Source organism: Paraburkholderia sp. CNPSo 3281, assembly GCF_024206515.1.
GTDB lineage: Bacteria > Pseudomonadota > Gammaproteobacteria > Burkholderiales > Burkholderiaceae > Paraburkholderia > Paraburkholderia nodosa.
Genome location: NZ_JAMBPS010000010.1, coordinates 32,176 through 54,122, shown reverse-complemented (window position 1 = coordinate 54,122; position 21,947 = coordinate 32,176). Strand labels below are relative to the sequence as shown.

General features: G+C 64.0%; 22 protein-coding genes, 1 tRNA gene and 5 pseudogenes. 16 read left to right on the top strand and 12 right to left on the bottom strand.

Annotated features, from left to right (window positions below):
* Positions 1 to 3 precede the first annotated feature (3 nt).
* The 3 genes from M3I56_RS13510 (at position 4) to M3I56_RS13500 (ending at position 1,540) form a co-directional block, all read left to right on the top strand.
* Positions 4 to 783 carry an enoyl-CoA hydratase/isomerase family protein gene (locus M3I56_RS13510; RefSeq protein ID WP_254354367.1) on the top strand — a complete coding sequence of 260 codons (780 nt, stop codon included), beginning with the start codon at positions 4 to 6 and terminating at the stop codon, positions 781 to 783.
* 55 nt (positions 784 to 838) lie between these two features.
* The gene (locus M3I56_RS13505; protein WP_254354366.1) at positions 839 to 1,255 is read left to right on the top strand and encodes a PaaI family thioesterase; all 417 of its coding nucleotides are present in this window, start codon (positions 839 to 841) and stop codon (positions 1,253 to 1,255) included.
* 72 nt (positions 1,256 to 1,327) lie between these two features.
* On the top strand, positions 1,328 to 1,540 hold the full coding sequence (locus M3I56_RS13500; protein WP_254354365.1) for a hypothetical protein: 213 nt from the start codon (positions 1,328 to 1,330) through the stop codon (positions 1,538 to 1,540).
* A gap of 80 nt (positions 1,541 to 1,620) precedes the next feature.
* On the opposite strand, the pseudogene M3I56_RS13495 reads toward M3I56_RS13500, so the two are convergent.
* The 5 genes and pseudogenes from M3I56_RS13495 to M3I56_RS13475 all read right to left on the bottom strand — a co-directional run.
* Positions 1,621 to 1,914 (bottom strand): annotated as a pseudogene (locus tag M3I56_RS13495) (transposase); the annotation flags it as partial.
* Between the two features lie 102 nt (positions 1,915 to 2,016).
* Entirely contained in the window at positions 2,017 to 3,333 is a 1,317-nt protein-coding gene (locus tag M3I56_RS13490; protein WP_254354364.1) for an MFS transporter, read from the bottom strand.
* 68 nt (positions 3,334 to 3,401) lie between these two features.
* The gene (tcuB, locus tag M3I56_RS13485; RefSeq protein ID WP_254354363.1) at positions 3,402 to 4,616 is read right to left on the bottom strand and encodes a tricarballylate utilization 4Fe-4S protein TcuB; all 1,215 of its coding nucleotides are present in this window, start codon (positions 4,614 to 4,616) and stop codon (positions 3,402 to 3,404) included.
* Positions 4,603 to 6,012 (bottom strand): FAD-dependent tricarballylate dehydrogenase TcuA, encoded by a 1,410-nt coding sequence (gene tcuA / locus M3I56_RS13480; protein WP_254354362.1) that lies wholly within the window; start codon positions 6,010 to 6,012, stop codon positions 4,603 to 4,605. Before tcuA ends, tcuB begins: the two co-directional genes overlap by 14 nt.
* A 73-nt stretch (positions 6,013 to 6,085) precedes the next feature.
* Positions 6,086 to 7,027, bottom strand: a complete 942-nt coding sequence (locus M3I56_RS13475) for a LysR family transcriptional regulator (RefSeq protein WP_254354361.1) — start codon at positions 7,025 to 7,027, stop codon at positions 6,086 to 6,088.
* A gap of 221 nt (positions 7,028 to 7,248) precedes the next feature.
* Here M3I56_RS13475 and M3I56_RS13470 point away from each other — a divergent pair, with 221 nt between their 5' ends.
* Positions 7,249 to 7,740 carry an MFS transporter gene (locus M3I56_RS13470; RefSeq protein ID WP_309249156.1) on the top strand — a complete coding sequence of 164 codons (492 nt, stop codon included), beginning with the start codon at positions 7,249 to 7,251 and terminating at the stop codon, positions 7,738 to 7,740.
* Position 7,741: 1 nt separating this feature from the next.
* On the opposite strand, the gene M3I56_RS13465 is transcribed toward M3I56_RS13470, so the two are convergent.
* Positions 7,742 to 8,326 (bottom strand): IclR family transcriptional regulator C-terminal domain-containing protein, encoded by a 585-nt coding sequence (locus tag M3I56_RS13465; protein WP_254354475.1) that lies wholly within the window; start codon positions 8,324 to 8,326, stop codon positions 7,742 to 7,744.
* 42 nt (positions 8,327 to 8,368) lie between these two features.
* On the opposite strand from M3I56_RS13465, the pseudogene M3I56_RS13460 reads away from it, so the two are divergent.
* Together M3I56_RS13460 and M3I56_RS13455 are read left to right on the top strand one after the other, a co-directional pair.
* Positions 8,369 to 8,560 (top strand): annotated as a pseudogene (locus M3I56_RS13460) (enoyl-CoA hydratase/isomerase family protein); the annotation flags it as partial.
* 36 nt (positions 8,561 to 8,596) lie between these two features.
* Positions 8,597 to 9,580, top strand: a pseudogene (locus M3I56_RS13455) (acetate--CoA ligase family protein); the annotation flags it as partial.
* A 63-nt stretch (positions 9,581 to 9,643) separates the two neighbouring features.
* Here the strand turns inward: M3I56_RS13455 and M3I56_RS13450 are convergent.
* Entirely contained in the window at positions 9,644 to 10,288 is a 645-nt protein-coding gene (locus tag M3I56_RS13450; RefSeq protein WP_254354359.1) for a diguanylate cyclase, read from the bottom strand.
* Positions 10,289 to 10,515: 227 nt separating this feature from the next.
* Between M3I56_RS13450 and M3I56_RS13445 the strand changes: the two genes are divergently transcribed.
* From M3I56_RS13445 to M3I56_RS41625, 5 genes are all read left to right on the top strand, one after another.
* A complete protein-coding gene (locus M3I56_RS13445; RefSeq protein WP_254354358.1) occupies positions 10,516 to 11,079 on the top strand; it encodes an Hsp20/alpha crystallin family protein in 564 nt (187 codons plus the stop codon).
* Positions 11,080 to 11,124: 45 nt separating this feature from the next.
* Positions 11,125 to 11,197 (top strand) — tRNA-Lys (locus tag M3I56_RS13440).
* 306 nt (positions 11,198 to 11,503) lie between these two features.
* Positions 11,504 to 11,944: an Hsp20/alpha crystallin family protein gene (locus M3I56_RS13435; RefSeq protein WP_254354357.1), complete on the top strand. Its 441-nt coding sequence runs from the start codon at positions 11,504 to 11,506 to the stop codon at positions 11,942 to 11,944.
* A gap of 34 nt (positions 11,945 to 11,978) precedes the next feature.
* Positions 11,979 to 12,392, top strand: a complete 414-nt coding sequence (locus M3I56_RS13430; RefSeq protein WP_254354356.1) for an Hsp20/alpha crystallin family protein — start codon at positions 11,979 to 11,981, stop codon at positions 12,390 to 12,392.
* Positions 12,393 to 12,406: 14 nt separating this feature from the next.
* A complete protein-coding gene (locus M3I56_RS41625) occupies positions 12,407 to 12,766 on the top strand; it encodes a DUF6566 family protein (protein WP_375541722.1) in 360 nt (119 codons plus the stop codon).
* A 109-nt stretch (positions 12,767 to 12,875) separates the two neighbouring features.
* On the opposite strand, the pseudogene M3I56_RS41620 reads toward M3I56_RS41625, so the two are convergent.
* The 4 genes and pseudogenes from M3I56_RS41620 to M3I56_RS13410 form a co-directional block, all read right to left on the bottom strand.
* Positions 12,876 to 13,196, bottom strand: a pseudogene (locus M3I56_RS41620) (HutD family protein); the annotation flags it as partial.
* On the bottom strand, positions 13,193 to 14,134 hold the full coding sequence (locus tag M3I56_RS13420; RefSeq protein ID WP_254354354.1) for an electron transfer flavoprotein subunit alpha/FixB family protein: 942 nt from the start codon (positions 14,132 to 14,134) through the stop codon (positions 13,193 to 13,195). The gene M3I56_RS13420 and the pseudogene M3I56_RS41620, both read right to left, overlap by 4 nt.
* A gap of 2 nt (positions 14,135 to 14,136) precedes the next feature.
* On the bottom strand, positions 14,137 to 14,910 hold the full coding sequence (locus M3I56_RS13415; protein ID WP_254354353.1) for an electron transfer flavoprotein subunit beta/FixA family protein: 774 nt from the start codon (positions 14,908 to 14,910) through the stop codon (positions 14,137 to 14,139).
* Positions 14,911 to 14,954: 44 nt separating this feature from the next.
* Entirely contained in the window at positions 14,955 to 16,142 is a 1,188-nt protein-coding gene (locus M3I56_RS13410; RefSeq protein ID WP_254339537.1) for an FAD-binding oxidoreductase, read from the bottom strand.
* Positions 16,143 to 16,332: 190 nt separating this feature from the next.
* Here M3I56_RS13410 and M3I56_RS13405 point away from each other — a divergent pair, with 190 nt between their 5' ends.
* Together M3I56_RS13405 and M3I56_RS13400 are read left to right on the top strand one after the other, a co-directional pair.
* Complete coding sequence (locus M3I56_RS13405) at positions 16,333 to 17,298, top strand: LysR family transcriptional regulator (RefSeq protein WP_254354352.1); 966 nt, start codon at positions 16,333 to 16,335, stop codon at positions 17,296 to 17,298.
* 37 nt (positions 17,299 to 17,335) lie between these two features.
* Positions 17,336 to 17,761, top strand: a pseudogene (locus tag M3I56_RS13400) (N-formylglutamate amidohydrolase); the annotation flags it as partial.
* 316 nt (positions 17,762 to 18,077) lie between these two features.
* On the opposite strand, the gene M3I56_RS13395 reads toward M3I56_RS13400, so the two are convergent.
* Positions 18,078 to 18,680 (bottom strand): helix-turn-helix domain-containing protein, encoded by a 603-nt coding sequence (locus M3I56_RS13395; protein ID WP_254339532.1) that lies wholly within the window; start codon positions 18,678 to 18,680, stop codon positions 18,078 to 18,080.
* 258 nt (positions 18,681 to 18,938) lie between these two features.
* On the opposite strand from M3I56_RS13395, the gene glnT reads away from it, so the two are divergent.
* From glnT to M3I56_RS13380, 3 genes are read left to right on the top strand one after another with little or no spacing between them, the layout of a single operon-like run.
* Positions 18,939 to 20,327 (top strand): type III glutamate--ammonia ligase, encoded by a 1,389-nt coding sequence (glnT, locus tag M3I56_RS13390; RefSeq protein WP_254354351.1) that lies wholly within the window; start codon positions 18,939 to 18,941, stop codon positions 20,325 to 20,327.
* Positions 20,328 to 20,339: 12 nt separating this feature from the next.
* The gene (locus tag M3I56_RS13385; protein ID WP_254354350.1) at positions 20,340 to 21,248 is read left to right on the top strand and encodes a class II glutamine amidotransferase; all 909 of its coding nucleotides are present in this window, start codon (positions 20,340 to 20,342) and stop codon (positions 21,246 to 21,248) included.
* Positions 21,236 to 21,925 carry a protein glxC gene (locus tag M3I56_RS13380; protein ID WP_254354349.1) on the top strand — a complete coding sequence of 230 codons (690 nt, stop codon included), beginning with the start codon at positions 21,236 to 21,238 and terminating at the stop codon, positions 21,923 to 21,925. Before M3I56_RS13385 ends, M3I56_RS13380 begins: the two co-directional genes overlap by 13 nt.
* Positions 21,926 to 21,947: the final 22 nt, after the last annotated feature.

Below are 21,947 nucleotides of genomic sequence, written 5' to 3'. Positions count from 1 at the left end.
TTGATGATGACCTCGAAATCCGCGCATTCAGCAGGACAGGCGCCTGAACTCACCGTCGCCGGGAAGATCGCGACGATCACGCTGCGCCGCCCCGAAATGGCGAACCGCCTTGAGTTCGAAGACCTCGCCACGTTGCGCGGCTTCATTCGCGAAGTGAATGCGCAGCGCGATGTGCTCGTGCTGCGCCTGTGTGCCGAAGGCAAGCACTTTTGTGCGGGCTTCAACATCGGCAACGTGGCGGACGAGAATGCGGGGGCGAGTTTCGAGGCGCTCACCAACGAACTGGAGCAGGCGCGGCCTGTGACAATCGCTGCGATCAATGGCGGGGTGTATGGCGGCGCGACCGATCTGGCGCTGGCGTGCGACTTTCGCATCGGCGTCGAAACGAGCCAGATGTTCGTGCCCGCCGCGCGGCTCGGCCTGCTGTTCTACCGCGGCGGCTTGCAGCGCTACGTGTCTCGGCTCGGCTTGAATGTGGCGAAGAGGCTCCTGCTGTGTGCCACGACCTTCGATGCAGCGCAGATGGAGACTTGCGGCTTTCTCGATGAAATTGTTGCGCGAGCAACTTTATATGATGAAGTAGAGCGCATGAGCGGCGAGTTGGCGGCAATGGCTCCGCTCGCGCTGCTCGGTATGAAGAAGCACCTGAACCGGATCGCGAGTGGTACGCTCGACGAAGACGAATTCCAGCGCGACGTGAAGCAGGCGGATGCCTCGCACGACTTGCGCGAGGGTTCGCTCGCCTGGAAGGAGAAGCGAAAGCCGGTATTTCGCGGCGAATGAGCCCCCGGAATCAAAACGCAGGTAACACGCGAAGAACACCAAAAGGAAGCCATTCATGGAAATCGAAGACAACCCGGCTCTCGCGCGCCTGTATGGCGCGAACGGCTCGCCGCCGATCACGACCACGCTGGGCGCCACGTTTCTCTCGCTGAGCGACGACGCACTCGAAGCCGAGTACGAGGGCGCCCCATCGTTTCGCAACCCCGCGGGACAAGTGCAGGGCGGCATGCTGTGCGCCATGCTCGACGACGTGACGGCAACGCTCGTTACCTCCACGCTCGCCGAAGGGGAGCACTGCGCGACGCTGAGCTTGAACACGTCCTTCCTGAGGCCCGCGAAGCCGGGGAAGCTGACCGGCCGCGCGACCCTCGTGCGCAGGGGGCGCGGCGTATGCAACGTGCACGGCGAACTCTGGCAGGAAGACAAGCTCATCGCAACGGCAACGGCAGTGTGCATGATCGTCGCACGGTAAGGCCCACCGCGCACGGCGCAGGTCGTGGCACTTTTCTGTATCTGATTCGCTATCCTTATAAAAAATACAATCATGACGTTGAATCGCAATCTCCTGTCAATGATCGCCGTGCTGTGGATCGGCCTCGTATTGATCGGCGGCTTTGACGCATGGCAGATGCGTTCGACCATGCTGGACGACCGGTGTGATCAGTTGAAGTCGCTCGGTCAGCAGGCAGAAACGCTGGTCGAGCACTATTACCGCCTCGCCCAGCAAGGGGTGCTCAGCGAGGTTTTGTCGCGTTAAGGAAGGCGAGTCAAACAAATGTCGATATGATGAGGATTACGTATACGACCAACGAATAGAACTGCTGGGCGGGAGTTTTACAGATATTTCCATTCGCCCCTGACCCGAATGTACGTTTCGTCCATACGCCAGCTCTTGCCGACCGCCCGCTTGCAACGTCGGAATGCTTTCTCCAGCACCGGCAACAGTTTGAGCGCCCAGCGAAGCACGGTCGAATGGTCAACCGAAATTCCTCGCTCGGCCATCATCTGCTCGAGGTGGCGCAGACTCAGTGGATATGCGACGTACCAGCGCACGCAGAGAAGGATTACATCAAGCGGATAGTGCAGGCGCTTGAGCACCTTCGCCACAGCCGGATTCAGGTGTTGCTTCATCGATCTGGTCGTTCGCCATCGGGACTTCAGCTTAAGATCCCTTAATGCGACAAAGCCTCGGCGCGGCGGGCGCGCTTGCGGTGGCTGACGCAGGAGTAGCGTTCAGGCGAGCGATGTGGACCGCCCGGCTGCGCTGCCCCGGCGATACAGCATGAGAGTCGCGACGAGCCCGCACGCGGCGGCGAAACTCAGCCAGTATCCCGGCGCGGCCTTGTCGCCAGTGATCTCGATGAGATACGTTGATACGGCGGGCGTGAAGCCTCCGAAGACCGCGGTGGCGAGACTGAACGCGAGCGAGAAACCGGCCACGCGGACCTCGGCGGGCATGACTTCAGTGAGTGCTGCAACCATCGCGCCGTTGTACATGCCGAAGAAGAACGAGAGCCACAGCAGCACGACGAGCATGCGAGCAAAGCTCGGCGCCGATGACAGCCAGGAGAGCGCCGGATACGAAGTGCAGATAGCGAGCGCCGTGATGGCGATGAGAATCGGCCTGCGGCCGATGCGATCCGAGAGCGCTCCACCGACCGGGAGCCAGAAGAAGTTCGAGAGGCCCACGCAAAGCGTGACGATCAGGCTGTCTGCGGTAGTGAGCTTCAGAACGGCTTTGCCGAAGGTCGGCGTATAGACCGTGATGAGGTAGAACGTGGTAGTCGTCATGGCGACGAGCAACATGCCCGCGAGCACCGTCCGCCAGTTTTGCAGCATCGTGGCGAACACTTCGCGTGCGCGCCGATGGTGGGTGCGCGCCTTGAACTCGTCGGTTTCCTGCAGCGTGCGTCGCAACAGAAAGATAACCGGCACGATAGCGCAACCGACGAAGAAGGGAATGCGCCATCCCCATGCGCCGATTTCGCTGGCCGTCATCAGATGATTGAGCAGATAGCCGAGAGCGGCTGCGACAACGATTGCAACCTGCTGGCTCGCGGATTGCCAACTCGTATAGAGGCCCTTGTGCCCCGGCGTCGCCATTTCTGCCAGATAGACAGAGACGCCGCCCAGCTCGGCGCCAGCGGAAAAGCCTTGCAGCAGGCGCCCGAGCAGCACAAGAGCGGGTGCCAGAAATCCGATCGTCGCATATCCAGGCACGCACGCGATCAGGATCGTTCCGCTCGCCATGATCGACAGTGTGACGATCAACCCTTTGCGGCGGCCCACTTCATCGATGTATGCGCCCAGCATGATCGCGCCCAATGGGCGCATCAGGAAGCCCGCGCCGAACACGGCGAAGGTGAGCATCAGCGAGGCGAACTCGCTCGTGGACGGAAAGAAGATGCGCGAGATGTTAGTCGCATAAAAGCCGAAAAGAAAGAAGTCGAACTGCTCGAGAAAATTGCCGCTGGTCACGCGCAGCACTGCGCCAAACTTCGACGTTCGACCGTGCGCGTTATCCCCGCCGTTGAGCGATGAGGGATGCATGAGTTGTCTCCATGGATGTGTTATGTGAGTGCGGCCGCCCATCGAAGGTATTGCCTCGAGGACCGCCGTTAGTCCGAGCCAGTTTGCAGGTGGTTCGCCTGTCGCTTTTCGATCGATGATTTGAGAAGCGCCGCACAGCGATAGATCCCGTGGGCGAATTTGCCGTAAGGCAGCGTGGCGAAGAGCGCCATCACGACGCCGAGGTGGAGGGCCAGGAGCCAGGCCATCGCGGCGGTGTCGCGCCACGCGAGGAGCGCTAGACCCGAAACGCTGGTCAAGAGCAGCAGCGCGATGAATCCGCGGTCCATCGGGCGCTGCTTCGGATCGCCCCGGCTCGGGTCGCGGCGCAGGTTGAGCCAGAGCAGGCCCGCCGGCCCGACGAGCAAACCGGCTCCACCCCCCGTGCCGAGCATCACGGGCAGACTCAGGACCGGGTAAGGCGCGTGCAGATTGAGCGCATAGTGATAGAAGGTAGCCACCGCCGTAGCCGCGAAGCACAGCATGAATCCATAGAAAGTCAAATGATGGAAACGCCGGCGTGCGAGCGTGAAGGCATCATTCGACTCGTTGCAGCCGTCGCCATGGCCTCCGTCGAGATACGTCAGGGTAAGCGTGTGCTTCGCGGCCTCGGCAATGGCCGTCGCGCTGGCCGGTCCCGCAGACACGTCACGCCAGAATCGCGACACGCCGACGCCGAGCGCGAGGATCGCAAAGCCGAACACCGAACCGAACATTGCCGCGAGCAGGTTATGCGGGAAAATCGCATAGAAATTGCCGCCCAATATGCCTGCGAACAGCGAACCCTTGAACCCGATGCCAAGCACCAGAAAGAGGGCGAGTCCGATCGCGAGCGCAAGCGCAACGGTCAATCCGTTGCGCTTGTAGAGTGCGCCCATCGGCGCGGGCCACGCATACTCCGCATAGGTTTCGACGCGGACTTTGGCCATCGCCTTCGGCACGTTCACGGCGAACTCATGTGGCGGCGCATACTGGCATGCGTGATAGCACGCCCCGCAGTTGTGGCACAGGTTGGCGAGATAATTGACGTCCGCCTTGGCGAATTCGAGGCGCCGTGTCATCGCGGGAAAGACCGCGCAGAATCCTTCGCAATAACGGCACGCATTGCAGATCTGCATCTGCCGTGCGACTTCCGCTTCATTTTGCCTGAGCGGGAGCACGCGGATGATCGGCGTCGCGGGCTCGCTCGTGGCCGTGTAGCCGGTGATGACGGAAGGCGAGGCGAGTTCCCGCGCCTCGCGGGCAAGTGCTTCAAGCTTTTGCACGTTGAACTCCAGTGTGATGAGCAGCAGCCATTGCAGCCTGTGTGCCGGCAATGCGTCCGAACGCGGTGCCAATCGACATGCCGACGCCTGCTGTATAACCCTTGCCGAGCACGTTGCCGGCCATCATTTCTCCTGCTACAAAAAGGTTCTCACTTGGGCGTCCGCCGAAATGCACCTGCGCGTGGTCATTCACCTTAAGTCCCAGGTATGTGAACGTGATGCCCGGCCGCAATGCATAGCCGAAGAAGGGAGGGGTATCAATGGGCCGCGCCCAGTGGGTTTTCGCTGGCGTGAGGCCTTCGGTGCGGCAGTCATCGAGTGCCGTGTGATCGAAGGTACCGTCCCGGCACGCGGCGTTGTAGGCGCGAATCGTCTCGACGAACGCCGCTTCGGGGATATCCAGTTGACGCGCCAAAGCGTTTAGCGAATCGGCTTTCGCGCCCGGAAAAACAGGAGGCATGAACCGCCCGATGGCCTTCGCGTCGATGATCGAATAGGCGATCTGGCCTGGCTGCTGCGCGACGAGCCGCCCCCAGATTGCATAGCGCTTCGGCCAGAAATCTTCGCCCTCGTCGTAAAAACGCTGAGCGTCGCGATTGACGACTACGCCAAGTGACACGCAGTCGATACGCGTGCAGATGCCGCCATCATAGAGCGGCGCGCGGGCGTCGATGGCGACGCAGTGCGACTGCGACGGATCGCCAATCGTATCCGCACCTGCGTCGATCATGTGCTTGAGCAGCAGGCCCTGATTGAAGCGCGTGCCGCGAATGAGAAAGTTGTCGGCGGGCCATTCGCCGCGCTCGTTCTGTCCCCACGCTTCTCTCAGCCACTCGCGATTCGATTCGAATCCGCCGGCCGCGAGCACGCAGGCGCGCGCCTCGAAACGTTGCACGCCGCTGCGCGCCGCGACGAAGCGGCCTGCGTCGAGTTCGATTGCGTCGACTGGCGTGTCGTAGCGGATCTGCACCCCGAGCGCTTCGGCGCTGCGGTAGTAGGCATTCACGAGCGCCTTGCCGCCGCCCATGAAGAACGCATTGGTCCGCGCGACATGCAGGGCGCCGGAAAGCGGCGGCTGAAAGCGCACGCCGTGCTTGTGCATCCACGGACGGCACGTCGATGATGCCCGGATCACGAGCCGCGCGAGCGCCTCATTCGTGATGCCGCCGGTCACCTTGAGCAAGTCTTGCCAATATTCCTCTTCCGGATAAGCATCAAACAGCACGTCTTGCGGCGCGTCGTGCATGCAGCGCAGATTGCGAGTGTGCTGGGAATTTCCGCCGCGCCATTCGCGCGGTGCCGATTCGAGAAGCAGGACCGAGGCGCCGGCTTCTCGCGCCATCAAAGCGGCACACAGCGCGGCATTGCCTCCGCCGATTACAAGAACGTCCACCATCTGAGTTGTCTCCTTTGAGACAACTATAAGAAGCTCCAGCCGGCGCGGCCATCAGGGAGGCGGCAAGGGGTCTTCAGGTTTCGTGAAGGGTGGATTGGCGCAGCGTTGCGCCGGGCCAGCGGCCCGCCATGACGGTATCGCGCGCGACATCGGCGAGTACGACGCGCGCGGCAAGCCCCGCGGGCGAAAGTTCGTCGTCCGAGGCGCTCGCAATCAGGTTCGGTCTTGTCGCGTATGCCTCGACGAGCGGCACACTCACCAGTGAAACGTTTTCTGCGCGTGCGAGCGCCGCTCCGGGCTGAATCGTCGCGCCGAGTCCACCGCGGACGGCGTCCATGAGCATGGCGAGGCCGTCGACTTCGGCGGCGATGCACGGGGTGTAGCCAGCGCGCTTGAATGCGGCGTCGAGCAGTGCGCGAAGGCCGTGTGTGCCGCTTGGCAGGATCAGCGGCAGGGCGCCCAGCTTCGCGATCGACGTGCGCGATCTTCCGGGCATGCCTTGCAGCGTCGACGCACCGATCACGAACAGCCGCTCATCGAGCAAGGGCATGACGCTCCAGCGCTGTGCGGGCTCTTCACGAAATAGAATCGCGAGATCGATTTGCCGGGCGCCGAGCATCGCGCCGAGATAACCGGAGAGGCTTTCGACCATGCGCAGCCGCACGTCGGGATAGCGCTCGCGCATCGCCTGCATGAACGCGAGACCGAGCACACCTGTCGTGCTCGGAGCGAGGCCCACGCTGACATGGCCGGAGAGGCGAGCCTGGCGCGCGGCCAGTGCGGCATCGTCGACGTGGCGCAGCGCGAGTTGCGCCTGGCGCCAGAAGGCGAGTCCCGCGTCGGTGGGAACGACGCCGCTCGAAGTTCGCTGTAGCAGGCGCGTCGAGAGTTCGCTTTCCAGCCTGCTGATCTGCTGGCTGAGCGCCGACGTGACGATACCTAACTCGAGCGCGGCCTTGCCCATGCTGCCGTGTTCGACGACGCTGACAAAATATCGTAACTGCCGAAGTTCCATCGAAAGTCTCAGAGTTTGCGGTGCCCTAACGTAACAGGTTTGCCACGTGCCATTTCATCACGAATCGCGTCCGGCGTGAGAATGAGACATATGCGGTGACCCCGGGGGACACATGAGGAAGCGCTCACACATAGGGTGGTCTAGCCAGCTTTTCTGTTCCATACAGTGGAACCGGTGGCTTGGCATTCTCCATGCGGCAACCATAATCCTGCTCATGCGGGATCCGACCGGGCGGTCCGGGCGGGAATTACTTCTGGCATATCGGAGCACTCTCGGCGATTCCCTACGTGGTGGGAGCGGCCGCCATGTATCTGATGGGACGTAGTTCCGACCGCAGGCTCGAACGGCGCTGGCATTTCATGGTCAGTGCAACGCTTGCCGCAGCCGGGGTCGTGTTGCTCCCGTTGTTTGCGCATGACGTTGGCGCATTGATGGTGCTGCTGTGCGTCGCTACGGCTGGCTATCTCGGCATGCTTTCGCTCTTCTGGACCTTGCCGCCGGCCTATCTGAAACCGGCCGTGGCAGCGAGCGGGATTGGCCTGATCAGCAGTCTTGGGCAGTTTGGCGGCATCTTTGCGCCGACGGTCATCGGTCTTGCGTCCTCGCGTCTGGGCAGCACGGCGATGGGGCTTTACGCCGTCGCGCTCGTTTCCCTGCTCGGTGGCCTGGCCGTCGTGCTCGGCGTACCGAAGCGCTCGGTCAGCGAGCGATGACTTAGTCGTCTTGCAGCACCGCCATCGCATGAACGATGGCGTCGCGCAACTGCAGCAGCGGGGCCGCGAGGGCGGTCGAGACGTCTGATGGGGTATCGGTCGTGCGCACACTGAAATTCAGCATGACTGGCGGATGCCCAGGTACCGTCAACGGCGTCGCAAGTGCGACAACTTCGGGCTGCCAGCTCGCCACACAGTAGCCAAGACGACGAACGTGATCGATTGCCTTGAGGATCTGCCGCCGGATTGGCTTCCAGTGCTGGCTGCCGCGGCGCTCCAGCGATGCAAGCCGCTGCGCGCGTTCGTCATCGCCCAGGGTCGACAAGTGTGCGCGTCCCAGCGCGGTCAGCTCCATTGGTACCCGCTGGCCGGAGACGGCCGTGCGCAGCGAAGCTCGCTGGTTATAGCGAAAGGATTCGAGATAGACCATGTCGTCGCCGTCGGCCGCTGCAAGTCCCACGTTGATCTGGCGCTTCTGGGCGACTTCGCGCATGAGTGGCGTGCTGGCCTGCAGGATTCTGGAGCCCGTGCGCATCGCATGGGCCACGCTCAGTACCGGAATGCCAAGCCGGTAGACCTGGCGCACCGCAGCCAACGCTATGCTCCATCACACGAGACGCTGCCTGTGCGGCAGCGCCGGCACGCAACTCAGATCGTCCACACCGAACAGGCATCACCCTCAAAGCCGACCATCGCGGCAGTGAACGGGGCAGCGGCGGGTCTTGGCGCGGACATGGCGTTGGCCTGAGATCTCGTCATCGCCTCGGAAGACGCCAGCTTCGCATGGAGCTATATCCGGCGCGGTTTGATTCCGGATGGAACTCCACGCGCCGCGGAAGGAAATACAGGCCGCCAAGTCGCCGTGATTGTCGGATCATCGGGACTGGCAATGCCCGATCTGATGGCGGGGGCGATTCGCGATTCCCTGCCAGGCACGAACAAGCCGGTAGTCGCGTACGTGAGTCCGCACGCGCCGGCGATTACCCGTTTGCTAAACGGTGAGGGTGTTCCGGCGTTCACGAGCCCCGAAAGTGCAACGAGCGCGATCGAAGCGATGTGGCGGTATGGCCAGATGTTGCATACTGGGCGTTCGGGGCCGACACCGCCCGCGCGTGTTCATTTCGACCAGAGCGAACTTCCCTCCGGCTCGCTCGCTCGATGAAGCACAGGCGAAAGCACTGTTCGCACGGTTTGGCGTGCCGTCAGTGAGGGAGGTGGTGGTCAGTGACGCCGCCCAGGCTGAAGATGCGGCGCGTACGTTCGGCGAAACGGTCGTGTTGAAGATGCTCTCGAACACCGTCACGCACGAAAGCGACATCGGTGGCGTTGCCGTGGGCGTGCCCGGGGTTCCGTCGGCACGCGTCTGAACCGGATGCGCGCTGATGTTGAAACGGCAACGGGCGTGCCTGTGCGGGCTTTCCTGATCCAGGAAATGGTGACGGGAGGGGTCGAAATGATTCTGGGACTCCACCGCGATCCACTGGGTACTGCGGTGCTTCTGGGCATGGGCGGGGTCACGGCCGAGCTGATCAAGGACACCTCGATGCGCATGCTCGATCCCGAGTGCGGTCTCTCGCACGAAGAGGCACTGGAGCTGATCCGGGAGCTGAAGACGTTTCCCCTTCTCGACGGGTTCCGCGGACGCCCGCGCGCGGACATTGATGCGCTGGCGTCTGCGATCGTCGCATTCGCCCGGATGGCGACCGAGCCGGGTTCCCGGCTGATCGAGGCGGAAATCAATCCGATCTTCGTATTGCCTCAGGGCCAGGGCGTACGGGCTGCGGATGGCGTCGCGGTGATCGGGCAGATTTTTGCGGAGGTCCAGCAACCCGGGCACTAGCGCGTGTTGCCACCAGACGCTCGGTTCAAGAGGGGGCGCGAATCGCAAATGTAACAAAATATTTCAACGCGGCAAAAGGATACGGCGGATGGTCCCAAGGCGGTAGACCGTACGTCCGAGGGCGCGCTTGCGCGCGCTGCGCGGTTGCGGCTCCACGGGGCAGGGCGGCTGCCGACCGCCGTCCGCATCCAGGGTGTCGTCGGCTTCGTCAAGCGCCCGCCACACGCCACCCTTCACCGGTCGGAAGAGCCACCGCAGGTAGCCGCGTCGCGCGGCCAATCGCATCAGGCCGTCGCGATTATTCGCACCGTCGATGAGCGCTTCGTCGGGCGGCATGCCGTTTCCGTAGTCGCCAAACGCCTGGCGGCAGGCGAGCGCTTCGGCCGCGCCGGCGCCGATCGCATTGCAGCCGCGCCGCTCGATGCGCTCGACCTCCCAGGCACCGAACTGCCAGGCCGCGTCGAGCAGCATGGCGTCGACGGCTTCTACGCTCTGCCAGGGCGCATCAATCTGAATGGCGGTGCCGGGGACTGGCCGCGCCGGTATCTCCACGCCGGGCAGCATGAGCGGCGTTGCGCGCCGGAAACCGTGCCAGTGGAATATCGCGATGAGCGGCGTATTGACCCGCGCAGCGGCGCTGACAGTGACCGCGAAGAGCGGCAGGCGCACGCTTTCGGCCTGTTCCCGAAGCCTGTCGAATAGGTCCATGAAGCCTCCTGTGGCATGTTGCAAAGATCACTTGAAATTTCCGTTCCATGGGCTATTTTATGCATCGTTCCGGCAGCCGCGACAAGCGTTGCTGTCATGCAGCGATACTCCGGTGCGAAATCACTGGCGCTTGCGGCTACCCTTTACAGATCGCGAGGTCGCCGGGGCGCGCAATTGGCGCAGTCGATGCAATCCGGTTGTCCTTCCAGAACATGGAGGAGGATACGATGAGCCCTGATCCGAAAAGGTGGAATCCCTTCAAGTTCCTTCGAGCAGCCTCCCGCAAGTCCGATGCGCAAGGCCGGGAAAGCACGTCGACGAGCGAAAACGAACGTGCCTCAATGCCCGACATCGCGCGACTGTTTTCACGCGAACCATGGCGCGCAATGGAGGAATTTTTTCTTGACCCGTTTGCGGGCCGTGGCGCGCTCGACCGGTGGTTTGGCGACTTCAGTTCGTCGCGTTTCCAGCCGCGTATCGACGTTGTCGATGAAGGACCGGTGCTGCGTGTGACTGCCGAACTGCCCGGAATGGAGCGCGAAAACGTGAAAGTGAGCGTCGAGGACGGCGCGATCGTGCTCCAAGGTGAGAAGAAGCAGGATGTACACAGTGAGGAGAACGGCTGCTACAGGCTGGAGCGTGCCCACGGGCGCTTCGTGCGTACGATTCCGATGCCGGAATACGCCGATCCCGGTCGCGCTCTGGCGAAGTTCGACAATGGCGTTCTCACGTTGACCATTCCGAAAATGGAACCAGCGCCGTCCGCGCGCCGGACGATCGATATCGGTTAGGGCAAGCACGCGAAAGCGCTGTGACGGCGAGGGTAAAAGTCGACCGGGTCGTTAGCTCAGCTGGTAGAGCAGCGGACTTTTAATCCGTTGGTCACTGGTTCGAATCCAGTACGGCCCACATCAAACCGGGGGTTGTGCGTCGCAGCGGCTACGGGACGCAGCGGCGTGCGCAAACTCGCGCCGGTCCCTGAAGCCTGTCGCCATCGCCTATGAAACTTCGCTCGTGACATGCTGCGGCGCCTCTTGAAATTTCCGTTCCATGCGCTATTTTATCCATCGCTCAGGCAGTCGCGACAAGCGCTGCGTGTTTCGATTTGTTTGTCGGCGGGGTTTCCCACGGACAGGCGGACTGGAGCGCGTGGTTCCATTCGGCGCGTGGTTCCGTTCGTCCTCCGTGTCGGCCCCGGTTTTCCAGGAGCCAGTCATGAGCGATCCCTTCTTCAGCACCGATCTGCTGGGCGAATTTGACCGCCTGCAACGGCAGATGGCCAGCCACTTTGCGGGGTTTCCCGCAAGCCTGCGCGCTACGCGCACCGAGACGTTTCCGCTACTCAACATCGGCAGCACCGACGACAGTGTCGAGATCGTTGCGTTTGCACCGGGGCTCGATCCGGCGGCGATCGACGTCTCGATTGATAGAGGACTGCTGACGATCAGTGGTGAACGCAGGCCGCCCGAGCAGCAAGCGGCTGACGATACGCGCGTGTATGCCAGCGAACGCTTCATGGGCGCGTTCCGGCGCGTCATCGAGCTGCCCCAGCACGCGGATCCCGGCAACGTCAATGCGCGCTATGCAAATGGTTGCCTGACCATCAGCATCGGACGTTCCGAGGCGTCGAAGCCGCGCGCGGTCACCGTGCAGTGAGCACGGTGTGAACCATGAGATCACGGAGGACACCATGAACGACCGCACTGAACTGGCCACGGGTGCGACGCGCAACGACATCGCCGACCGTGAGCGCGGCGAACCCGCGAAGCAGCCGGCCCGCCTCACGCCCGCAGTCGACGTGTTGGAGGACAGCAGGGGCATCACGCTATATGCGGACCTGCCGGGGGTACCGCGCGAGAAGCTCGATGTGCGGGTACAGGACGGCAATCTGACCATCGAGGCGGAGGCGGTGATTCCGACACCATCCGGGCTGAGGCTGCAGCATGGCGAAGTTCGCCACCCGCAATTCCGGCGCGCCTTCGCGCTCAGCCCGGACTTCGACGTTTCGCGCATCGACGCGCAACTGCGCGATGGCGTGCTCAGGCTGACCATCCCTCGCCGTGAGGAAGCGAAACCCCGTCGTATCGAGGTGAGCGTTGGTTAGGCACATGCACAGGAATGTTTCCGGTCGTGCGGCGCAGCCCGCCGGGTCCGCGCCGTTTCGGCACATGCGCTCAGACAACCATGGACGATACACGCAATCAGAACTGGAAGGGCTTCGCGATCGAAACCAGCGCTATTGCTGTGCGGCACTGCGTACTTCCGCAGGGATCAGGCAGGTACATGGCCATTGTGCGTATCCGGCGCGGCGAGCAGACGGTCGAGGACTGGCACCTGCCTTGCGTCGCACAGCGCTGGGCGAGCGCGGACGACGCACATCGGGAGACGATCGAGTACGCCATACGCGCGATCGATGCGGGACGCTTCGCAGATACGGAACGCTTCGCAGATGCGAGGCCAGCCGAATCAGCCGGGTGAAGATGCTCCTCTGCAGGGTAAAACTGCCCGCGTCGGGTATCCAGTCCGCTTCGTTTTTCTGCACGGTGCCCCGCTCTCCACATTCCACTGTCCGGCGAGACTCACGATCACCGGAAAAATGCACTGGCCGGCCGGCGCGCGCCAGCAACTGACCGTCCTGCGAATGCAGGTCGATCGCTGCGGCGTCGACGGGCAGCAGCGTACGGTCGTAGCCTGCGAACTGCGAGAACTTCGCCGGGCCATCGAGGGTCGCGATGCTCACGCGCCACGGCGCGGCACCGTGCTGCTCCGCGCCGCGCGCGAGGGTGCGCGTCGTGCCTGCGCCATTGGCCCAAGGCTCGGGCGGCAGACGCGTGCCGTCGATGAAACGCACGGCGCAGACTTCGGCGGCGCTTGCATCAGCAGAAGGAGCGGGCAGGCGTGCGCTCATGCGCCCGTCCCCGCACGCTGCACGTGAGATTCGAGCGCGCCGACCACGTCGAACAGGTCGCCGACAAGCCCCACATCGGCCACCGAGAAGATCGGCGCGTCCGGGTCCTTGTTCACGGCGACGATGAACTTCGAGTCCTTCATGCCGGCGAGGTGCTGGATCGCGCCCGAGATGCCGAATGCCACATACACGTCGGGCGCGACGCTGCGACCGGTCTGTCCGACCTGCGCGGCGTTCGGCGCATAGCCCGCATCGACTGCCGCGCGCGAGGCACCGAGCGCCGCGCCGAGACTTCCTGCGAGCCGGCCGAGGCGCTCCATGTTTTCCTGCGAGGCGAGGCCGCGTCCGCCCGCAACCACCACGCGCGCGCTGCCGAGGTCCTGCCCACTCTGTTCGGCGGCGCGTCGCTCGACGAGTCGCGTGGCGGTGAACGGTAGAATAGGTGCGAGCGCAACGATATTCGCAGCGCCGCCTCCTGCCGCGACGGGCGCGAACGACGAGGGCCGCACGCTTGCATAGGTGCGCGCCGTGGCGCTCGTCACCGTTGCGATCACGCTGCCCGCATAGAGGCAGCGCACGAACTGTGTGCGCTCGCGAATGGCGATCACGTCGGCGATGAATGCCGCCTCGGAGAGTGCCGCCGCGCGGGGCAGCGCGGCCCGGCTGGATGCGCGATGTGTCGCGAGTACCATCGAATACTCTCCGACAAGGACGAGCAATTGCGCCGCGATCGTTTCGGGCGCGAGCGCATCGGCTGCGCCAGCGGAGGCGACCAGCACGCGCTCGATGCCATTCACACGCGCCGCCGCTGCTGCGCTCGACGCATCGAATACGAGCAGATCGACGGGCTGCCCCAGTTGTAGCGCAGCGCCTATCACGCGCAGCGTGACATCGGAAATCGATCCCACGTCGGTGTCGGCCAGAACCAGCGTTCTCATAGTCAAACTCCCACGGATTCAAATACGCGTCGATCGGCGAGTGCTGCGATCAGCGCTCCGACGTCGTCCACCTTCACACCAGGCTCGCGTACGGGTGGATCGTTCAGTTTCAGCACGTGGCTGCGGGCGTTCGACACGCCGCCGAGCGAGGCTGCCTCTCGCGTGGCGAGCGGCTTCTGCTTCGCCTTCACGATGCTCGGCAGCGTCACGCGACGCGGTTCGGCCAGGCGTAGATCCGCGCTGACCACGGCGGGGCCGTCGAGCTGCCACGTCGCCGTGCCTGCATCGTCGCCGCAACTTGCGCGCCAACCGCCGTCGATGGCGTCGAGCCCGCTCGCGTTGAGCGCCTGCGGCCAGCCAAGCAGTGCAGCGAGCATGGCCGCCACGCCGCCCACGTCGCCGTCGATGGCCTGCTTGCCGCACAAGACGAGGCCGTATTCGGCTTCCTTCATGTGCGCGGCCAGGAGCCGCGCGACGGCGAGCGAATCGAGCGTGGCCGTGGCCGCCCCCGTGTCGATCAGCACCGCGTCGTCGGCCCCCATGGCGAGGGCGGTGCGCAGCACGTCCTGGTGCGCGGGCAGGCCGCACGTGAGCACCGTGACGTGCGAGGCCACACCGGCTTCCTTCAGTTGCAGCGCTTTTTCGAGCGCGCATTCGTCGAACGGATTGAGCGACATCTTAAGCCCCGCCGTTTCGATCGCGCCGGCTGCGCTCACGCGCACGCGCACGTTCGGATCGACCACGCGCTTGACGGGCACGAGAATGCGGACAGTCATCTGTTTTCTCCTGTTTGCATGCGAAAGCACATTGCGTGCTGGCGTTACGACACCGCGCCCAGACCGTACTTGCCGGTCAGCAGCGCCCCGCTTGCAAAGCGTTCGAGTGCGTACGGCTGGAGAGAGACGTCGGTGGGCAGGCCGAGCGCGTGCTGGGCGAGCAGCTTGCCGATGCCCGGCGAGAGCTTGAAGCCGTGACCCGAGAAGCCGAAGCCCACCGTGAGGCCTTCCACGTCGGCAACGTTGCCGAGCACGGGGTTCCAGTCGGGCGTGACGTCGTACACGCCAGTCCACGACGAGGCGAGGCCCGCCGTTTCGTAGGCGGGAAAGTGTTCGGCCACCTGTGCGCCGACTTCGGCAACATAGTCGAGAGAGATCTCGCCCTGCTCGGTCTCGGGCGCATTGAGCGTTTCGCCCACTACACCTTCGGAGACCAGCATCTGGCTGCCGCCGTAGCTGCGGAAATAGAGCATGCCCGGCGAGCCGAGGTCCTTGAACGCGGGCATGGCGAACGTGTAGGGGGCGGCTTCGCATTCGAGCGCGAGCACGGTGTGGCGCTCGGGCTTAACCGGCAGCGGCACGCCGATCCATTCGGAGAGTTCAGGCGTCCAGATGTTTTGCGTGCTGACGAGCGTGCCGCAACCAAAGCGTCCCGCCGACGTTTGCACGCCCACCACGCGGCGGCCTTCGCGCACGAGGCCGGTCACGCGCACCCCTTCCATGATCTTCACGCCGCGGCGGCGCGCAGAGCGTGCGAAGCTGGTCGCGACGAGGTAGGCGTCGGCGAAGCCGGCTTCGGGCTCGAAGCCGATCAGCGCGGCGTCGTCGAAGGTGGCGATCGGCAGGCGCGCCTGCGCCGTCTGGCGGTCGAGCAGTTGTACCTCGATGCCCATTTCCTGCTGGGCGCGCAGCGAGGCTGCCAGCGGGTCGAGCTTGTCGCCCTCGGGCGCGCTGATCATGTAGCCGCATTTGACGAGGCCGCAGGAGGCTTCGTCGTCGCCGAGATAGTCGGCGAAATTGTTGAAGGCCCACCAGGAAGCGCGGGCGAGTTCGACGTTCTGGCGCACCGAGTAATGCGTGCGCAGCAGCCCGGAGGACTGCGAGGTGGTGCCCGCGCCGATCGTGCCCTGATCGAGGACGAGAACGCTTTTCGCGCCGAGCGCGGCGAAATGGTGGGCGACGGACGTGCCGATCACGCCGGCGCCGATCACGACATAGTCAAAGTGGCTCATGGGGCCCCCGTGGGTGAACGATGGGCAAATTCTGCGTCCCAGGTGCGCGCCATTATTTTGTATTAGGCAAACTTATGGCTCATCACCGCAAGCACTGATCCTCCGCGTGTTGGCCGTCCAGGGCCGCATCATGCGCAGACGGAGCGCAAAGCGGCCCGCGTCATTTGCATAAACATCCGTGGAGCTCCTCATGAGACGTACCCAGGCGCCAATCGACCTCAACGCCTTGCAGGCTTTTCTCGCGGTGTGCGAGACCGGATCGATGACCGGCGCGGCGAAGCAGCTCGGCGTGAGCCAGAGCGCGGTGAGCCAGGCCATCGCGGCGCTCGAGCGAGATCAGGGCGTGGTCCTGTTCGATCGCGAAAGCCGGCCCCCACGCCCGAACGTCGCGGGCCGCGCGCTGCTCGAACTGGCGGGCTCTCTGCTCGAGCATGCGCAGATGGTCAGCGCGCGCATAGGCGACGCGTCGAACGCGGGCACCTTGCCGGTACGGCTTGGCTGCGTGGATTCGTTCGCGGCGACCGTGGGCCCGGAACTGATTCGCGCGGTGTCGGGCTCGGCGCGGCAGATTGCGTTGTGGTCCGGCTTGACGCCGGGCTTGAGCAAACAGTTGCACGATCGCGAGCTCGATCTCGCGGTGTGCACGCAGACGACCCTCAACGACGCACGCATCGTCGAGGTGCCGCTTTTTTCGGAGGCGTTCGTCGTGGTCGTCTCGCGCGCGTTGCTTGCGGAGCGCGGGAACATCGACTGGCGCACGCTTGTGCTCGAAATGCCGATGATCCGCTACACGCCTCGCTCGGTGATCGGACAGCAGGTCGAGCGCTATGCGCGGCACCTCGGCATCAACAGTCCGCGCCGCTATGAATTCGACGCGACCGATCCGCTCCTGAGCCTCGTCGCGGCCCGGCTCGGCTTCGCGATTTCCACGCCGTTGTGTCTCTGGCAGGCGCGCCATTATTTGCCCGAGATCGCCGTGTTGCCGCTGCCGGCCGGACGGCTCGGGCGGCGCGACTTCTTCCTGCTGCATCGGCAGGGCGAGTGGGACGCGTTTGCGCACGAGATCGTTGCGTTGACGCGGCGCGTGCTGGACGCCCCCATCAGGCCGGCACTCGCGCGCGCGCTGCCGCAACTGCCCGAAGACGCATTGATGTAGCGGATCTGCAATCTTTTTGTACGAGAGGAGTGTAGCGATGTCCGAATTGTTTTCTCTGGAGCGCGGCGACGCGCCGTTGCTGGTATCGATTCCGCATCTGGGCACGCGGATTCCCGCGGCGCTGCGCCATTTGTATACGGACGAAGCGCTCACCGTTGCCGATACGGACTGGCATCTCGATCGCCTTTATGCCTTTGTGCGCGAGCTTGGCGCGACGATGATCGGCGCGCTCGTCTCACGCTATGTGATCGACCTGAACCGGCCGCCTGACGACGAAAGCCTCTATCCGGGCCAGACGACGACAGGCCAGTGCCCCGGCGAAACGTTCCGCGGCGAACCTATATACAAGCCCGGCTGCGCACCCGACGCGGCGGAGCGGGCCACGCGCGTCGCGCAATACTGGCAGCCGTATCACGACGCGCTCGCGGCGGAGCTTGCGCGGCTGCGCGAGCGTCACGCGAACGCAGCCCACGCTTTCCCGCATGGTTGGGGCGGCGCTCGACGCGGTGAAGGCGCTCGCACCGACTCTCCGCGTTCATAAGTATTTCTGATAATCGAGCGTAAGCCCGCGTCCCGATTCAGTGCAGCAGCGCACGGCAGGCAGGAAAACCGCGCACCGTCAGCAGGCAAACGCCGGTGCGAGCGAATCGGGAAGGTAAGCGGGACAGGGCCGGCGTGCGCGCCAGGCGTTTATCAGCAGGAATTTTTAGTTCATGACGATAAACATGGCACGGACGTTGCATAAGAAGCAGCACAGGCGAGATTGCAAGGCTTGCGTCTCACTCGGCGGTTCCCGGCGGATAGATGAAGATCGACAGGAACTGGATGGGCGTCTTGATGAGGCGTTCGGGGCCGTGCGGAATATCGGCCTGGAAGGTGAGCGTGTCGCCGGGATGGAGGATGTAGGTTTGCTGGCCGTGGCGGTATTCGATCACCCCCTTGAGCATGTGAATGAACTCGGTGCCCGGATGCTCGAAGGTCGGAAAACGCTCCGCTTCGTCTTCGAGGGTGATGAGGAAGGGCTCGAAGGCTTTGCGCGGGCCCTGGTCGTAGGCGAGCAGATGGTAGGTGTGGCCGCGTTTGGTGCCCTTGCGAACGACTTCCATGCCCGCGCCTTTCTTGACGAGTTGCGCGTCGCCTTGCGGCACGTCGAAGTTGCGAAAGAGCGCGGAAAGGGAGACGCCGAGCGCCTGGGCGATGCGGTGCAGGACGTCGAGCCCGGTCGAGGTCTGCGCGTTCTCGATCTTCGAGAGCATGCCGCGGCTGATGCCGGCTTGTTCGGCCACCTGCGCGATGGTCAGCGCGTGGCGCTGGCGCAAGTCGCGAATGGTGGCGCCCAGAAAGCGCTCGAGCGCAGTTTTGCTGTCGTCTCCAGTGTGCATGATCGGCCTCGGTAGAAATGCTTGACGCGTAGCTGGCCGGCACGCAGTGGCGCGCGCCGGCTGTTTCACGTCATGAAGCATTGTTGCATGGGAGGAAAAGGAATTCCAGACGGAGCGCGTAACGAGAAGTGCGTAACGAGTGCAATGGCGGGTGCGCGTGAGCGCCCTGAACGATGGCCAGCAAGTCCCCGGAACCGGCCCAGGCGCGATGTGCCCAGCCTCTTTCAACCGCAAACGGAGTTGGTGCAAGGAGTGACGATGAATCTGAACGACGCGAGTAAGCTGCCGCTCAGCGAGCCCGGAAGCGTGCCCCGTTTCGACTCGGCAGAAAACGCGCAAGGCTGGCTTGCTCAGCAGGGCGTGAAATACGTTTTGGCGCAGTTCGTCGACATCCATGGTGTCGCAAAGGCCAAGTCGGTGCCGGTCGCGCATTTGAAGACGGTGCTCAAGGCGGGAGCCGGCTTCGCAGGGTTTGCGATCTGGGGTGTCGGCATCGAGCCGAACGGCCCCGATTTCATGGCAGTCGGCGATCTCGCGACGCTCACGCCCGTTCCGTGGCAGCCGGGCCTCGCACGCATCGTCTGCGAGGGGCACGTGAACGGCGAAGCGTGGCCGTTCGATTCACGCGTCACGCTCAAGCGCCAGGTAGCACGCCTGACCGAGCGCGGCTGGACCCTTTTCACAGGGCTCGAGCCGGAATTCTCGCTGCTGCGCCGCTCCGCTAGCGGAACCCTCGAACCGTGCGACCCCAGCGACACGCTGGCGAAGCCGTGCTACGACTATAAGGGGCTATCGCGCACGCGGGTGTTTCTCGAGCGCCTCACCGAAGCACTGCGCTCGGTCGGCATCGACGTCTACCAGATCGACCACGAGGACGCCAACGGCCAGTTCGAAATCAACTACACGTACACCGACTGCCTGACGTCGTGCGATCACTACGTGTTCTTCAAGATGGCCGCGTCGGAGATTGCCAACGAGCTAGGCATGATCTGCTCGTTCATGGCGAAGCCGTTCGCGAACCGGCCCGGCAACGGCATGCACATGCACATCTCGATCGGCGACGGCAAGCGCAATCTGTTCGCCGACGGCGGCGACCCGCTGGGCATGGGCCTGTCGAAGCTCGGCTACCAGTTCACCGCCGGCGTTCTTGCGCACGCCCCCGCGCTCACCGCGCTGTGCAATCCGACCGTCAACTCGTACAAGCGCCTCGTGGTGGGGCGCTCGCTCACCGGCGCGACGTGGGCGCCGGCCTATGTGAGTTATGGCGACAACAACCGCTCGACCATGGTGCGCATGCCCGGCGAGCGCATCGAACTGCGTCTGCCGGACGGCTCCTGCAACCCGTACCTCGCAACGGCCGCCGTGATTGCCGCGGGGCTCGACGGGATCGACCGGCAACTCGATCCGGGCGCGCCTGCAAACGAAAACCTTTACGAGTGGTCGTCGGAGCGACTTGCCGCGCACGGCATTGCGGTGTTGCCGCAAAACCTCGAGCAGGCGCTCGACGCGCTCGAGGCGGACACGCTGATCTGCGAAGCGCTCGGCCCCCTGGCCGGTGAGTTCCTCAAGCTCAAGCGCATGGAGTGGCTCGAATACATGCGGCACGTGTCCGACTGGGAACTCAAGAGCTACCTCGAATTTTTCTAAGGAGAACACACAATGTGTGGAATCGTAGGGTTGCTGGTGAAGACGCCGGCGCTACGCGAGCGGCTCGGCGAGCTGATGGTGCCGATGCTGATCGGCATGACCGAGCGCGGACCCGATTCGGCGGGGCTTGCAGTGTTCGGCAGCGAGGTGGATGCGAGCCAGCGCAAGCTGAGCCTCTACGCGGGCTTCACGGACGAGGGCGCGCAATTTCCCTGGGCCGCACTCGCCGACGCACTCAATCACGCCATGGACGTCACCGCGCGCTTCGACGCGAAGGGCAATCATGCAGTGCTCACGCTTCAGGGCGATGCGGAGCGCGTCAAGGTGTGGTTGCGCGAGCATTGTCCGAAGCTCTATCTGCTTTCCACTGGACGCTCGATCGACCTCTACAAGGACATCGGCTCGCCGGCCGAAGTGGCCGCGCGCTATGACTTCGCGAACCTCAAAGGCTCGCACCTCGTCGGCCACACGCGCATGGCCACGGAATCGGCCGTCACGCCGGACCGCGCGCATCCGTTCACGGCGGGAGAGGACTTCTGCCTCGTGCACAACGGATCGCTTTCGAACCCGTATGGCGTGCGGCGCAAGCTCGAGCCGCTCGGCATCCACTTCGAGACCGACAACGACACCGAAGCCGCTTGCCGTTTCATCGAATGGCGTTTGCGCGAGGGCGATGCGCTGCCCGAGGCGCTGCAAAAAGGCTTCGAGGACCTGGACGGCTTCTATACGTTCCTGATGGGCACGACGACCGAGCTCGCGCTGATCCGCGATCCGTTCGCGTGCAAGCCGGCCGTGGTCGCGGAGAACGACGACTACGTAGCGATTGCCTCGGAGTTTCGCTCGCTCGCGCATCTGCCCGATATCCGCAATGCGACGGTCTTCGAACCCGCTCCCGAGGAGATGTACGTATGGAAAGCCTGAATTTCGACCTCGATACGCAGACGGTCCGGGACCTGAACCAATACCTGCACGGCGACACCGCGGCGCTGGCGGGTCAGCGCATCGCCGTCACGTCGCCGAATGGGGCACACAACATCGCCGTGGGCGTAGATGCCGACCTGCATGTGACGATCAAGGGCCACGCGGGCTACTACGCCGGCGGGATGAACCAGCAGGCGACGATCGTGATCGAGGGGAGCGCCGGCACGGGCGTCGCCGAGAACATGATGAGCGGCAAGGTGCATGTGCGAGGCTTCGCCTCGAACGGCGCGGGCGCTTCTGCGCACGGCGGACTGCTCGTGATCGACGGCGACGCGGGTCTGCGCTGCGGAATCTCGCTCAAGGGCGGCGACATCGTGGTGGGCGGCTCCGTGGGCAGCTTCTCGGCCTTCATGGCACAGGCGGGCCGCATGGTGATATGCGGCGACGCGGGCGACGCGCTGGGCGATTCGCTCTATGAAGCAGTGCTCTACGTGCGCGGCGAAGTGAAATCGCTCGGGGCGGACGCGCAGTACGAACCGATGAGCGATGCCGATCTCGACGCAGTGCGCGTATTGCTCGCGGCGGGCGGGCTGGATCACGATCCAGCGTCCTTCAAGCGAATCGCGTCGGCACGCACGCTCTATCACTGGAACGCCGACGCCAACCAGGAATATTGAACACACGCTCTCTGAGAAGGTT